The following is a 14,766-nucleotide window of genomic DNA, read 5'->3' on the forward strand; positions in this document are numbered from 1 at the left end:
TAATAATTATTTCAAAAACCCTTCGCAACTTGGTTTGATTCGAACGGCTTTGTAATAATGTTCAACCAAATTCACATGTTGAGTTAAGCCATCGATACGGGTTTTATGGCTAGGGTGGCTGGACATAAACTCAGGTGGCTGGCCTTGTGAATTATTTGCCATGTTTTCCCATAAACGAACTGCATCATAAGGGTCAAACCCTGCTTTTGCCATTAAGACATGGCCTCTTACATCGGATTCAGATTCGTGTGATCGGCTAAAAGGTAATGTCACACCATAATTAATACCTAAGCCTAATCCAGCCATAATTAATCCTTTGTTTTCTTCTGATGCATTGCTTAACGAGCCTTCGCCAAGTGCCATTGCAGCGCCTGCTACCAAACCTAAACTCATACGTTGATTAGAATGCTCTTCTAAAACGTGTGCCACTTCGTGACCAATAATTGCAGCAAGTTGACCCTGAGAGGTGGCGACATTTAATATCCCTGTATACACTCCGATTTTACCGCCAGGTAATGCAAACGCGTTAACTTGATCGGACTCAAACACCACCACTTCCCACTGACCTGAAAATTCGTCAACTGAAACTTGATCAGTAATGGCATTAGCAACACAACTTACATAACGATTGGTTTTGTAATCTGTTGAAATGGGTAGTGTTGTTTTCATTTCTTCAAATGATTGTATGCCCATTGCATCCATTTGTGCATTTGGAATCAATGTCATTTGGTTTAATTTTATTCCGCCACATGCACTTAGCGCGAGGATAGTTGCACCAGTTAAAAGTTTTTTATATAACATTAATTGTCCCATCTTTTTAATTGTTGTTGATCGCTTAATTTAGCATCGACCCAATAACTTTGATCGTTTTTAGATTCCTGCTTCCAAAATGGGGCGCTGGTTTTGAGAAAATCCATAATGAAGTCGCAGGCCAAAAATGCTTCTTTACGATGCGAACTGCTGACACCAACAAATACAATTTGCTCACCACGGGCTAACTTGCCAACACGGTGCACAATTTTAATCTGTCCGATTTCCCATTTAGATAACGCTTGTTGGCATAAGTCACTTAACACTTTCATGCACATAGCATGGTAATGTTCGATAATTAATTCTGTGGACTCAAACTCACCATCGTCACCCATTAGGTCTCGAACGGTGCCAGTAAACGTCACAATTGCCCCTTCGTGGGTATTATGAAGGCTTTGATGTAATAAACCAACATCAAAGTCCTCTTCGCTGATCTCAATACTAAAAGGTTGGCTTTGCATCTAACCTCCTGTAACTGGTGGAAAAAATGCAACTTCATCACCTTCATTTAACTCAGAGTCAAAATCAGCCATGTCTTGATTAATAGCAACAAGTAAATTCGCTGTATTTTTTAAATCAGATAACGCTGCATTTTCAGCAGATAGACAATCAAAAAGCTGTTGGATATTAGAGCAGGGTGCTTCAATGTTAAGTTGATCAATTTTAAACTGATCACGTAGTTTTCCAAAAAATAAAACAGTAATCATATTAGCCTCTTGATTCGCATTGATCGGTAATTTGATTGTTTACTTTTTTAAGTTGAGCCACAAAATTACAAGGTTTATGGGTGGCATCTAATTGCTCTTTTATTATTTTATTCCAAGCTGTTTTGCACGCTCCTGTTGAACCAGGCATACAGAAAATAATCGTCTCGTTAGACAAGCCTGCTAAAGATCGAGATTGAATCGTTGATGTGCCAATTTCTTCAAAGGAAACTTGTCTAAATAACTCGCCATAACCTTCAACGGTTTTATCTAATAACGGTTTGATTGCCTCAGGTGTGCTGTCTCTTGAAGTGAAACCCGTACCACCTGTAATTAAAATTACCTGAGTGGTGTCACTTGCGATCCATTGTGAGGTAACGGCACGAATTTTATAAATATCATCAATCACAATTTTTTTATCATCTAATACATGCCCTGCTTCTTTTAATGCAGAAACTAATGATTGTCCTGATGTGTCCGTGTCTTCATTACGAGTGTCTGATACTGTTAAAACCGCTATATTTAAAGGTTGAAATGATTTAGATGCGCTCATGATTTAAGTACTCCTCCCATTGCTGGGGTGTATTAATATTAATAAGATAATGATCGTCGATGTCTATGAAATGTGTATTTAAAAATCGACTGAAATGATTGATTGACCAATTAGTCTCAGTGGTTAGTTGATTGTCTAACCACTGTTTTGTTTGACGGTTTACTTTAAAAACCAAAGGTAAAATAGAATTAGTAAAGGCCACAGATTGATTGCTGTTAATTGCAAATTGAATTAATTGATTGATCGAATCTTGGTTTAAATTGGGCATATCCACAGGCAAACAAATACAAAAATCAAAGTCTAAAAAATCGTCCACTTGAAATAAAGCATCTATTGCCCCTAGTGGCCCTTTTTTCTCAAAGCGATCTTTAATTTGTTGATTGTCGCAAACAAATATTTGCTCAATATTACAAGATTCTAATATTGAAATTTGTCGTTGCTTTAAACTTTGATTGTCTATTTCTAATTTGGATTTGTCTTGTCCCATTCTTGATGATAAACCACCGCCAAGTAACGCTGCCGCTATTTTCAAATTACCCTCCAATCATGGCTAAATGTTTGGTCGAACCAGAAATATTATCGTGTAAAGAATGACTGTCTTTTTTATAACCTAATACCGATTGTAATTCTGATATTAAATTTTGTTGTGGCTGGTCTGCTTGCATAAACGGTCGTAAATCAAATCCGCCATCACCAAATAAACATAAATGTAATTTACCGGTAGAGCTGATGCGTAATCGATTGCAGGTTTTGCAAAAATCTTGGCTGTAAGGGGTGATAAAACCGATGTTACCTATAGATTCTCTATGCTCATATTCAATGGCTGGGCCTGCGGTTTTTGATTTTTTAATGGCTGTCCAGCCCAATAATGAAAGCTGTGAAATTAAGCTATCTGCGCGAACGTGTTCTTTGTTAAAAAATTCGGTGTTATCGCCGGTTTGCATTAATTCAATAAATCGCAATGTAATGGGTTTGTTTTTTACCCATTGCACAAATTGTAAAAATTCATGGGCATTAAACGATTGCATCAACACCACGTTGACTTTGATTTGTTTGAACCCTAATTCAACGGCGCGATCTAATCCTTTTAAAATATCATCTAAAATAGAGTGTCCAGTAATTTTGTTAAACGTCGAAGGGTGCAGGCTATCGATAGAAACCGTTAAATTATCTAATCCCGCGTCTTTCCATTGATCGACATAATCGTTGATTTTATAACCGTTAGTGGTCATGCAGACTTGTTTGATGCCATCGATATTTTTTAACGTGCGAATAATCTCTACGTGATCTTTTCGTAAAACAGGCTCACCACCGGTAACACGAATTTTACTCACGCCAAGTTTGGCAAGAGATTGGGCGGTGTGTTTGATTTCAGGTAGTGTCAAAAACTGGTTTTTACCATTTTTTTCATAACCGTCAGGCAGGCAGTAATCGCATTTAAAATTACATACATCAGTGATAGATAATCGCACATAGCGAAAATCACGCCCTTGAGGGTCGGTTAACCCTAGCGTTTTAATAGGTTGAGCTGTCATATACCTTTCCAAATTCGGGAGATTAGGTCGTTTCCTTCCTAACCCTGGTAAACACAAGGTTTACGGTTAACAGATCGTAGCGATATACCTTAGAGCTGAGAACTTCGGTTATTGTGACAAAAGTATAGTGGAAATTGTGATTCAGTCCTATGGCAAAGGGTATTTTTTTGCCAAAGTACGTATTTATGAGTAGGTGAAAAAGAGGAGTGGAGCTGGGAGTTTGAGGCTTGAGGTGACAGGGTTTGATGTATTCATCCCCCTTGGTTAATTTAAAGGGATGAATCACTTTGGTGTTTATTTAATTGGCTATGTTTTAAATTGTTGTTGCAGCATTCAAATCGCTTTTTACAAACTCAGCAAAGTCATTGTAAATAGTAAAATGTATGCAATATTTGAGTAAACTTTGCTAATACTCAAAACCATTTCAAATCAAACAGTTACGGTAATAGCAACACAAATGTAAAACATAGCGCTTTAGTTAAGCCGCTAATTTAGCTAATTCCACTTTGATAATGCCAATGGCTTGTTCAATTTTTTCAACGGATGCGTGAGTGAAATTCAATCTAAAGCCAACTTGCTGATCTTCCAAGGCAAAATCAGACGGGTAAAATACATTACTAGGTACCACGGCTACATTCGCTTTTAATAATGTTCTTGCCACGGTTTCAACATCGGCTGCTTTGACATGCTTAAGAGCAACCCATAAAAACATACCGCCATCGACGCTTTTTGCTTCTGCGTATTCAGACAAATGTTCGTTGATTGCATTTAACATTGCATCGTGATGAGTTTGGTATTTTTGTTTGATGTTTTCAATGTGTTTTGGGAAATTTTCGTGAGTTAATAACTTTAATAACAACGCTTGCATAGGAATACTGCTGTGCAAATCAGAGGTTTGTTTGATTTTAACTAACGTATTAATCAATGTTTTATTGCCAATGACGCTACCCAGTCTTAATCCTGGTGTGGCAATTTTTGAAAACGAACGTAATACAAAACAGTTTTCATAAAAATCAGAAACTGGCGCGATGGGCTCGTTCTTAAAGCGTAAGTCACGATACGGCACGTCTTCAATAAAGAACACTTCATATTGTTTACATAATGATGCGACGGCTTTACGAACTTCTAAGCTCCAGCAAATGCCTGTAGGGTTGTGAAAATCAGGAACGGCGTAAAAAAACTTAACGTCATTTTGTTTAAAGGTGTTTTCTAATTGCGTTAAATCAGGGCCCGTTAGTGACTCGTTTTCGCCAATGCTGTGAATGTTGGCTTGAGCTAATTCAAAGATTTGCAGAGCACCCAAATAACTCGGTGCCTCCATTACAATGTGATCACCAGGGGCAATAAACCCACGGGCAATTAAATCTAAGCATTGTTGCGAGCCTGTGCCAATCATGGCGTCGTCTTGTTCGCGCACGACATATTGCTCGCGTACGTAATTTAATAACGGGGGATAACCCTGCGTACTGCCATATTGAAATATGGTGCGATCACTTTTAATTTCCTGCATGGATTGTTCAATAATTTCCATAGGAAACGCACTTTCGTTGGGTAACCCGCCTGCTAAAGAAATCATGCCCGCTTGATGAGTGGCAGCTAAAATTTCTCGGATGTAGCTTGGTTTAATTGCTTGAACGGCTTTTGTAGGGGAGAGTGTGAAAGTCATGATCTGCTCAGTTGGTTATTTTGAGGCAGTATAAGTGGTTAATTGATGTCTAATTTGTCCGTTTATGCTTTAATATTTGTCCATTTATGATATTTGTGCATTTTATGAGTCACCAATCACGAATCAATGATGCGTTGTATAAAATACATCAGGATATTGCCTCCCCCTTACCCGCCAAACAGCTTGCAGATATTGCCTGTTATTCTGAACAGCACTTTCATAGAGTATTCAAACAGGTGGTTGGGCAGTCGGTGCATCAATATATAAGACAGTGCCGATTAGAGTACGCGGGCAATCAGTTGATGTTTGATGTGCGCTGCCCTGTGATTGAAATTGCCAATAAATCGGGTTTTACCTCCTTATCTTCTTTTAGCCGTGCCTTTAAAGAGCAATACGATCTGTCTCCTGGGCAATGGCGTTTAAAATCAAGTATGAATCAAGATCGGCCATATCTGCAAAATCCTGAAATAAAAGCGGCGTATGAACGACTAAAAGGTAAAGGATTACCCAAACCAAGAATTAAAGAGTTACCTGAATACCATGTAGCGTACATACGTCATCAAGGTTATGGGCGAAGTATTTCTAAGTCCTGGAGAGGATTGCAAAGCTGGTGCTTGAAGGAAGGCAGAAGTTTCGAGTATCAATTTGGATTACACCATTCTAATCCGTCATGTGTCCCGTTAGATGAATGTCGATATGTTGCTTGTGTGCAAATTGACAAGCCAATACTAAAAAGAGGGCATGTTAACTCCTTAACGATTCCAAAAGGTTTGCACGTTGTGTTTCGATTAACGGGACAATATGGTGAATTACTGCCGCAACTTTCTAAAATTTATGAGCATTGGCTGCCAAAATCAGGCTATAAAATGATGTCTACACCCAGTGTGGTGCGTTATATAAAGAATCAATTTATGGAAGACGATGAGAGTTTTGTATTAGATTTTTGTTTACCGATAGGATTTTATTAGAAAACTGTAATTTTGCGTGTAAAAAGTAACCAATATTGAAAAAGAGCAAAAATATGCAGTTTTTTGAGTTTATATTTTTGTTATCCCGATAGTTATCCACATAAAATTTGGAAAAGTAATTTCATTTTTTTGTTGACAAGCCTAAAATTTTTTTAATTCTATTTTTGAAATAGATAAGTCCTAAAAAAATTTCAGAGAAAAAAATATTGAAATAACTCACATAGACGATGTAAGGCATTTATTGAATAAATAGATTGTTGATAACTTGTCATTCTTATTAAATCATTATATTTCAATGGCTTAGCTTATATATGTAATGTTTGAAATTAACGTGAAACCTTGAAAAATTCACTTGTAATTAAGTTATCCTTGAAGTTATCCACAAATAAAAGTTACTTAAATAATAAAAGATAAGTACCCGTTTATTAAAATATACCAGGCGGATGTTTGTTTTTTACCAGTGAATACTTACTAACTGTTTGGTGGGCATTACATTGTTTCAAAAAGTTTTACACAATCGATAAATTCGAGGCTGCAATAAAAATGTCATATTTTGGAAAGCTAAAATCCCCTGTGTAGTCAAATTATTGATGATAAATTAGTAATGAATGCGTCAATTCTTCCTTCCGTTTACAAAAAACTGTAATTGAGAGTCTCATTATTTATAGAATTGTATGGTATATTGTCAGACCGTTTTTTAATCAATTGGTGAACCATGAGGCTGTTTTCTGCAATTCCATATGCGTACCGCGTCGCTTTGATGATTAATGCATCAATTGTTGTCGTTATGGCAGCATTTGGTGGTATTGTTTTAGATCGTCAGCAGAAACTGTTAGAAGAACAGTTTACAAAATCTGGACAATTGAGCGCTTCGCAGTTAGCAGGTTCTGCAACTGAACCACTATTTGGGGGCGATAAATTCAGTTTAACCCTTCAAATTAATGCATTGACCGCGGATACTATTGATATTTCTGTGTTTGACTTTCAAGGACGCGTTAAAGCACGAACTAATTATTTGCAAAATAATGAAGAGCCAGCAGAATCTTTATTTTCTTTTTTCGAACAAGCGCCTGACTTTACCATTCCAGCTAATGTTTATGGTGAAATTGAACTTAATTCATCTAATATTACCTCTCAGTCTGGTGCAGAATATAAAAAAGAATTAGTTTCAACGATTAACCACATCTATACCAAATATAGAAATCAATGGTTAGAAGACACGCCGATGTCTTTTGACTGGCAGGACCTAGATTCAACGCGTCAATGGACAACGTTTGTTTCCCCAGTTAAGTTTAGAGATGCAGTGGGCGGACATGTATTTGTCACCACCAGTCGAAAAGAAATTACACAAGCAAAAAATGATATTTTACAATTTATCATGGTCGTCAGTTTTATATTAGTTGTTGGCGTTTTTACTTTATCCATGGCCATTGGTCGCAGGCTCTCTAAGCCGGTTCTTGATTTGATTAAAGCAACCAATGCCATTTCAGATGAACAATACTCGTATCGAATTTCAAAAGTGTATCATGGCGAATTTGGACAGTTGATTCGTTCATTTAACCACATGGCAGAAGAAGTTGAGCGTAAGCAAAAAGTAGAAAATGCTTTAACTCATTTTGTATCGGATTCAGTTGCTGACCAGTATTTATCTGAAGGTGGTGGGCGAGGTGAAGGCAAGATGGTCGATGCTTCGGTTATTTTTGTGGATATTGTAGGGTTTACATCATTTAGTGAGAACAACTCAGCCAAACAAGTTGCTGAAATATTAAATGAATATTTCGAATACTTTACTTATTGTTGTGAATTTTATGGTGGTCATGTTGATAAATTTATTGGTGATGCTGCGATGTTTGTATTTGGTGCGCCTAATGAAGACCCTGAACATCCTTTTAACGCCGCTGCTTGTGCAGTGTTAATGCAAAAAATCATTGCAGATATTAACAATAAACACAAAGCTCAGAACAAACCCTGTCTAGAAATACGCATCGGAATAAGCAGTGGGCAAATGCTTGCAGGTGTGATTGGAAGTAAAAGCCGACTTCAATATACGGTTGTTGGCGATCCAGTCAATTTGGCATCAAGACTATGTGATTTAGCTGGATCAGGGGGGATTTTAGTGGATGAATCGTTCTTTAATCGAGCGAATCATCATAATTATTTAAGCTCTGGTAAACGAGTGAGTGTAAAAGTGAAAGGTGTTAAAGAAGAGGTGAAAACAGTCTTTATTGAAGATATTATTAAAACACCTTATAGCCATTTCGAAACAGTAAGGGAGCAATTGAATCTACATGCATAATTTAACTCGTACATTTTTATTGGCGTCATTATTTATTAGTCCACTTTGTTTTGCGCAATCAGTTGTAGAAAAAGCGACACAATTAATACAAGAAAATAAATTTTCAGAAGCAAAAAATTTAATTTTATCGGTTAATTCCAGTGAGTCTGAGTACCGCGAGCTTCAAAAAGTATTGGTCTCAATCACGCCTGCTCAAGAAGCTTTTGTGGATGGTGTTATTGCTGAGGCAAATTTGTATTTTCGCAACCGCACAAAAGATTACGGTAAGGCAATTAATATCCTCACTGTTGGTTTAAAAGAATTACCAAACCACCCGAAATTAAAAGAAGCGTTTGTTGCTGTTGATGTTGAACGAAAAGTAGAAGCTCAAAAACAACGACAAGAAATCTTATTAAACCATGGTCGATATTTATTGGATGTTGCTCAATTTGAAAAGACAGTGAAAGACTTATATCCAAATGATCCGATTGTACAAGCTCGGTTTGAGCAATTTTTAGTTGAAACACAAAATGTAGCAAATCAATTATCGGTGCAAGCACAGCAATTATTAAAAATGGAAGATATACAATTGGCGGTCGCTCATAGTAGTGCATTATTAGCGTACCAACTTGATCCAAGTGATCGAATTACCCAAATTTATACCAATATAGATCAACAAATGAAGTCGCGTATTGCAGATATTGAAGCTGCTCAATCTGAACAAATGCGTGAACGCAGTATCGTAGAAATTAACTATTTAAGTGATCAATTTTCTATTGAGTTAAGCACCAATAATATTACTGAAGCACGACGTATTCTTAAAGAGCTGCAAAGTTTTGGTGTAGATGTGGTTGAATTAGATAAGAAAATTGAAAGAAAAATTAATCAAATTGTTCAGCGTGCTCTTGATAGAGGGAATGTGCTGTGGAGTGAGGGGCGCATTGAAGATGCCCTGGCAAAATGGCTTGAAGTTCAGCAATACGGAAGAGATAACCGAGTGTTAAATAACAATATTGCAAAAGCTCAGAGCTTCATTGCTTATTACAATGAAGTAAAATTAAAAAACTCACAATAAAAAGAATAACTATTTAGGTTGCATATTCATGGCAAAATTAATTTTTAAAACCCAAAGCGTACCTGATGATGAGTGTATGGCCATTAGGAGATTATTGGTGGATAACGATATTGTGTTCCACGAAACGAGCTCAGGGCTTTTGGGGTTGTCTGTGGCAGGGTTGTGGGTGGATCAAGAGTTAGTTGATCAAGCTAGGGCTATTATTGAAACAGAGCAGTGCACTCGTCAAATGCAAATGCGTGAAACATTTTCGAGATCCCCTGTTACATTCAAAGAGCAATTTAAGCGTCATCCAATCAAGTGGATTGCAAGTGTTTTAGCGGTCCCAGCCATTTTATCCCTCATAATTATTCCATTTTTTTATTTCTCACCATAAGTAAAAAATACTTATAGTAAAAAAACTGTGAACTAGTTCAAAAAAATCTTGTATTCCCTAATTACTTTGTTAGAATGATTTCATATTGAGATCTGCGTCACGTTTATTCTCAATAAAATCTAACATAAATTATTTTAAAGAGGAATTATCATGAACATTGAACAATATAATCAAGCATTTCATGAGCAACCAGGCCACGAATTTGACAATTACGTTAAAGTCGGTGATTTAGTGAGTCCATTTACAAAAAGAGTTTTAACTCAAGCAGAAGTGGATGCGTTTAATGGTTTTACGGTTGCATATAATCGTTTACATAAAGATACGGCTAAACAAATTTGTTTAGAAAGCCGCAAAGAATACTTAAAAGAGTGTTTTTTAACCGGTGCTGATGAAGCTATGTTAGCTGAATAAATTCTATGTAAATCACTGATAATCAGTGATTGCATAGAATGCATTTGATATTTTTATTGTATTTTTTATATTCCAAAACAATTTAGGCGTGCCAGCCACAGTCTAATAATTTTTTACTGCTAAACTAAATATAGATAATTTTGGTGAAACAGTATGAAACCCTTTTATATTCTTATTTTTCTCTTATTTTGCACAAAAACATTTGCTTTTGATCAAAAACGTAAAGGCACGTTTATTGATTTAGGTTTAGGTGTGAATATCCTCAACTCTGATTTAACTCAACGTTCAAACTCAATTATTCAATCGTTTAATGATGCTGGAATGTCTGGAAGTATTCGTATTGGTAGCGGGTTAGTCAAAAAGGTATCAATTTTTAGTGATATCAATCATCGTCATTATTTAAGTCAATCTGATCAAGGTAATTATTTTATTACTGATATTGGGTTGGGCGTTCAATATTATTTTACCAAGTATGTTCAAACTTTTTATGTAATGGGTTCATTTTCTACCTCGGTGGTTGGGTTTTCGGAAGAGAAAATAAGCTTAGGAAGAACATTTAAAAGTGGAGTTGGATACGAATTTACACCAAGGTGGCAAGCGGAATTAACTTATCAAGATACAGCATCAGAGATTAATCACACACTTTTTGATCACTTAGAATCGAAAAGTGTGCAATTTACTATTCATTTTTTATGGTACTAAACAATTTTGAGAAATGTTTAAAAACGAATTAAAGAACTTTTAATAATTCAATATCAAAGATTAATGTTGAGAATGGGCCAATTTTTCCACCAGCGCCTTGTTCTCCGTATGCTAAGTTATACGGAATGTATAAACGCCATTTAGAACCTTCGGTCATTAATTGTAATGCTTCAGTCCATCCGGTAATTACGCCGCCCACTGGGAATTCTGCAGGTTGGCCGCGCTCGTAAGAGCTATCAAATACTTCACCGTTGATTAATGTGCCGTGGTAATGCGTGCTAACAGTATCAGATGCTGTAGGTGTTGCACCTTCGCCAGTTTGTAATACTTCATATTGTAAGCCAGAAGCGGTAACGGTAACTTCTTCACGTTTAGCATTTTCTTCTAAGAATTTTTGGCCTTCACCAGATAACTCTTTAGCTTGCTCGGCTTGTTTTGCTTGCATTTGTTCGTTGATCATACGAAATGCAACTTCTAAATCTTCTTGAGAAACAACAGATTCAACCCCTGCATAAGAATCTTGAACACCTTGCACTAATGCTTGGATATCTAGACCATTGAATGGGTTAGCTGCAAGTTGATCGCCAAAATTGCGACCAATTCCGTAGCTTGCTTGTTGTTCAGGTAGTTTATAAGACATAATGTTCTCTTAAGTTGAGTGAATAAAGTGCCAATTAATGGGGTTTGATTGATTGGTTTCAAGGGTTGCTGGTATATAATGTTAAATTAAGTGAATAATTAAAGAATATGAATGTAATGAAATCGGTATTTTTTTTAGTTTTTGGGTGCTTATTCAGTGTTTTTGCCATAGCAGGCACTGAGTTTTGGGATTGGCAAACGAGGCATAAGCAACTAGTAGAACAAAAAAATGTGGCAGTATTGCCTGAGGATTTGGCTTATATCCAAAATTTATCGGATTCTTGGGAAACTCAAGCAATGAAATTGGATGAGTACGTACCTTTAAATTATTCAAAAACGATGCCTAAAAAACAGATAATCAATATTGAAAAGTTTGAATCTGCCCGTGCTCAACAATTGACTCAACCTTTAATTGAAATTTTAGATACTAAGCATATTTTAAGTGAAAGGATTTCATTTGATTTTTATCAACATCACTTTCAAATTAAAGATTCCAGCAATTGGCAAACAGATTTAATTATAAATCAAGCAAATGATGTATCAAAAGTTTGGTCGTATTTCGCAAGTTTGCCCACAGAACATTTAATTGAGCAGATGCTAATTTTAAAACAGTCCTTGAATTTGAATGATTGGGATTATGCTGTCATGCTTTTTCAATACAGTTCAATTTGGCAAAACGATATTAACGCACAGTTATTGCAGGCGCATTATTTATTAGTCAAATCGGGATTAAATGTCAGAATTGGTTTTGCTAATGAAAAAGTGTATCTATTAATGCAAACTCAGTTATTTGTTTTAAATGAAAGTTATGTGCAAGATAGCATGAAAAAGCGTTGGTATATTATGGATTTTAATAATGATATTACTCCAATGGAAAATATTGATTTGGTAGAGAAATCCCATTCAAATTCTAAAGAGCCATTAAAATTATTGATGAACCCAAAGTTAAACTTAGGCGGGCAGTGGCAGCATAAATTATTTAATTATCAAGTTGGAAATACACAATACGATATCTATTTACCATTTCAAGCGGATATTCTTGAACATTATAAGTACTATCCGATTTTGTTAGTGGATAATTACATTAATCAAGAAATACATGAGATTGTTTTTCAATCTATTTATGAGCAAATTAAAGACAAAATAAATCCTCGAGATGAGCAGAAAACCATTAACTTTTTACTGAACTTTGTGCAGACTTTAATTAAAGAGAATAAAGAAACTGGGAATGTGAATAAGCAATTGTTTGTTCAGCAGGTTGTGTTTGAATCAAAAGGGGGGGCTCAAGAGCGTGTGTTATTGTTTAAAAATTTGGTAGAAAAAATATTAGGGAATTACATGATGATTGTGCTTTATGATAATCATATTTCAACTGGAGTTAAATTAAAAACTAAGCAAAATTTAAGTGCTTTCCATGTTAATTTAAACGATTATGTATTTGCTGATCCGTCTTATACCCATGCAAAGCTGGGTGAAAAAATGCCATTAGAAAATAGTCCTTTTAAAAAATGGCTGCCTATTTATTGAGTAACCATTATTGAGCATCCATTCATGGTTTGTTATCGATGAAATTCTTTGAAATTATAACTGCCCTGTTATTGCCTGAATTCTTATTTCTGTCATGGTTTTAATGCAAGCTTGAGTGTCCTTGATGTCATTTTTTATGCAATTAGAATTTCTTTCATTTAACCATTCAGGTTGGTTTAGAATATTAAATTCAGATGTTTTGGTGGATTTTTTCCATTTCTGTAACACAAAATTCATTCGTTTATCTTGATCTAATAAATCTGAATTGGCACAAATTATTCGCTCAAGTTTGTTGTTTGGTGCATCGCATTCAATCATGCTATCTAAATGATCAAAGGCAAAAGAAGTAGTCGTTGTTGCGGGTATTATAACGGGTGATGGCTCGAGTTTTTGTATCGTATTTGAGTTAGAGATAGTCGTGGTTACAGAAGTGGAATCATCTGACTGTGGTGTTGGGTGAATCACTTTGTTAATGTCTTGTTTTGCTTGTTTGACACTTTGAACTAACCAGTCTTTATCTTTATTTGAATATAAAATATATGATTGCGCTGTACATATTAATATAAGCGTTACAATAAGTAGATTTTTAAACATGTTGGTTACCTTGGTTTGGGCTTGAATTCTCGATCCATTCGATCAAGTTCATTAAGTTCATATTCACTGAATCCAGAAGCTAATCGAGCTTCGCGATTAAATGGGCCTTTTGGTGGATTGGCTAAGAATTTATTGACCAATTGTATAAATGTTTGGTCACTATTAACTTGTTGTAAATCACATTGATGCTTAAACCATCGTGTGGATGAACTAATATGGCCAATTTCCTCATTACCAATAATGTTAAGGGTGTCGACCATTTTTCGATCACCTATGTCAGAAAATCTTTGTGACGTCATTGGAATTGCGTCTAATGCACGAGCCTCTAAAATCCGATGAACCACTCCCATTCTTTCTAATAAACTATGACGAGTTGTTCTTGCCATAGCCCAAAGCTCTCCATGTACTTTAAAGTCGCCATAATTAAAGCCTAATATCTTTAGCGATTCACAAAGAAGTTTAAAGTGAGTGGCTTCTTCTTTGGCACATTGTACCCAGTCTGAATAATAATCTTTAGGTAATCCTCTAAAGCGATAAACACTATCCCATGCCAAATTGACTGCAGTTAATTCAATATGCGCTAATGCATGAATGGCGTTTGCTTTGCCATATAATTTTTTGAATGGATAAGATTTAAGATCTTTTGGTGCAACAATAAATGGTTGAGGTTCTTTGCCAGGATCTAAATAATCAATGATAGGTAAGCCTTCATTCCAACTTAGTTTATTTTGTTCAAAAAGGTTTGCACAATCAAGTGTGAGGGCAATTTTTTCATCTGGATTTTGGCAGAGGAATATTTTTTGAGCTTGTTCGAATAAGTTCAATTGATGACCTAGCGTTAGAGGGGTGGAGATTGGCCGATTTTACATGAAAAGTGAAGGGAATAGTTGAGAAAATAGTGTACATTTTATATCGAGCAAAGTAGCCTTGC

17 protein-coding genes and 1 riboswitch are annotated in these 14,766 nt (G+C 35.8%); of the genes, 7 read left to right on the plus strand and 10 right to left on the minus strand.

The features are described 5' to 3' along the window. Positions 1-6: 6 nt before the first annotated feature. The 7 genes from TYM08_RS02860 to TYM08_RS02890 all read right to left on the minus strand — a co-directional run bounded on the left by TYM08_RS02860 (position 7) and on the right by TYM08_RS02890 (position 5,268). The gene (locus TYM08_RS02860; protein ID WP_422381463.1) at positions 7-801 is read right to left on the minus strand and encodes a M48 family metallopeptidase; all 795 of its coding nucleotides are present in this window, start codon (positions 799-801) and stop codon (positions 7-9) included. Next, on the minus strand, positions 801-1,271 hold the full coding sequence (locus TYM08_RS02865) for a molybdenum cofactor biosynthesis protein MoaE (protein ID WP_422381464.1): 471 nt from the start codon (positions 1,269-1,271) through the stop codon (positions 801-803). The genes TYM08_RS02860 and TYM08_RS02865 overlap by 1 nt, the downstream gene beginning before the upstream one ends. Further along, positions 1,272-1,517, minus strand: coding sequence for a molybdopterin converting factor subunit 1 (gene moaD / locus TYM08_RS02870; protein ID WP_422381465.1), 246 nt, complete (start codon positions 1,515-1,517; stop codon positions 1,272-1,274). Between the two features lies 1 nt (position 1,518). Further along, a complete protein-coding gene (gene moaB / locus TYM08_RS02875) occupies positions 1,519-2,067 on the minus strand; it encodes a molybdenum cofactor biosynthesis protein B (RefSeq protein ID WP_422381466.1) in 549 nt (182 codons plus the stop codon). After that, complete coding sequence (gene mobA / locus TYM08_RS02880) at positions 2,054-2,599, minus strand: molybdenum cofactor guanylyltransferase (protein WP_422381467.1); 546 nt, start codon at positions 2,597-2,599, stop codon at positions 2,054-2,056. The genes moaB and mobA overlap by 14 nt, the downstream gene beginning before the upstream one ends. A gap of 1 nt (position 2,600) precedes the next feature. Next, positions 2,601-3,602, minus strand: coding sequence for a GTP 3',8-cyclase MoaA (gene moaA, locus TYM08_RS02885; RefSeq protein WP_422381468.1), 1,002 nt, complete (start codon positions 3,600-3,602; stop codon positions 2,601-2,603). Continuing rightward, positions 3,590-3,724: riboswitch (molybdenum cofactor riboswitch) on the minus strand. Its footprint overlaps the gene before it by 13 nt. Positions 3,725-4,080: 356 nt before the next feature. Then, complete coding sequence (locus tag TYM08_RS02890) at positions 4,081-5,268, minus strand: PLP-dependent aminotransferase family protein (protein WP_422381469.1); 1,188 nt, start codon at positions 5,266-5,268, stop codon at positions 4,081-4,083. A 104-nt stretch (positions 5,269-5,372) separates the two neighbouring features. Between TYM08_RS02890 and TYM08_RS02895 the strand changes: the two genes are divergently transcribed. From TYM08_RS02895 to TYM08_RS02920, 6 genes are all read left to right on the plus strand, one after another. Then, positions 5,373-6,236: an AraC family transcriptional regulator gene (locus TYM08_RS02895; RefSeq protein WP_422381470.1), complete on the plus strand. Its 864-nt coding sequence runs from the start codon at positions 5,373-5,375 to the stop codon at positions 6,234-6,236. Positions 6,237-6,951: 715 nt separating this feature from the next. Continuing rightward, positions 6,952-8,532: an adenylate/guanylate cyclase domain-containing protein gene (locus TYM08_RS02900; RefSeq protein WP_422381471.1), complete on the plus strand. Its 1,581-nt coding sequence runs from the start codon at positions 6,952-6,954 to the stop codon at positions 8,530-8,532. Beyond that, a complete protein-coding gene (locus TYM08_RS02905) occupies positions 8,525-9,586 on the plus strand; it encodes a hypothetical protein (RefSeq protein ID WP_422381472.1) in 1,062 nt (353 codons plus the stop codon). Before TYM08_RS02900 ends, TYM08_RS02905 begins: the two co-directional genes overlap by 8 nt. Before the next feature lie 28 nt (positions 9,587-9,614). After that, entirely contained in the window at positions 9,615-9,962 is a 348-nt protein-coding gene (locus TYM08_RS02910) for a DUF6164 family protein (protein WP_422381473.1), read from the plus strand. 150 nt (positions 9,963-10,112) lie between these two features. Beyond that, on the plus strand, positions 10,113-10,373 hold the full coding sequence (locus TYM08_RS02915; RefSeq protein WP_422381474.1) for a hypothetical protein: 261 nt from the start codon (positions 10,113-10,115) through the stop codon (positions 10,371-10,373). A 153-nt stretch (positions 10,374-10,526) separates the two neighbouring features. Continuing rightward, entirely contained in the window at positions 10,527-11,075 is a 549-nt protein-coding gene (locus TYM08_RS02920; protein ID WP_422381475.1) for a hypothetical protein, read from the plus strand. Between the two features lie 28 nt (positions 11,076-11,103). Here TYM08_RS02920 and TYM08_RS02925 read toward each other — a convergent pair whose 3' ends face one another. Then, a complete protein-coding gene (locus TYM08_RS02925; RefSeq protein WP_422381476.1) occupies positions 11,104-11,715 on the minus strand; it encodes an FKBP-type peptidyl-prolyl cis-trans isomerase in 612 nt (203 codons plus the stop codon). 116 nt (positions 11,716-11,831) lie between these two features. Between TYM08_RS02925 and TYM08_RS02930 the strand changes: the two genes are divergently transcribed. After that, positions 11,832-13,241, plus strand: coding sequence for a hypothetical protein (locus TYM08_RS02930; protein WP_422381477.1), 1,410 nt, complete (start codon positions 11,832-11,834; stop codon positions 13,239-13,241). 54 nt (positions 13,242-13,295) lie between these two features. Here the strand turns inward: TYM08_RS02930 and TYM08_RS02935 are convergent, their stop codons facing one another. Together TYM08_RS02935 and TYM08_RS02940 are read right to left on the minus strand one after the other, a co-directional pair. Continuing rightward, a complete protein-coding gene (locus TYM08_RS02935) occupies positions 13,296-13,835 on the minus strand; it encodes a hypothetical protein (RefSeq protein ID WP_422381478.1) in 540 nt (179 codons plus the stop codon). A 5-nt stretch (positions 13,836-13,840) separates the two neighbouring features. Further along, positions 13,841-14,659 (minus strand): ferritin-like domain-containing protein, encoded by an 819-nt coding sequence (locus TYM08_RS02940; RefSeq protein WP_422381479.1) that lies wholly within the window; start codon positions 14,657-14,659, stop codon positions 13,841-13,843. Positions 14,660-14,766 lie beyond the last annotated feature (107 nt).

It is taken from the genome of Marinicellulosiphila megalodicopiae, from assembly GCF_045862395.1.
Lineage (GTDB): Bacteria > Pseudomonadota > Gammaproteobacteria > Pseudomonadales > Natronospirillaceae > Marinicellulosiphila > Marinicellulosiphila megalodicopiae.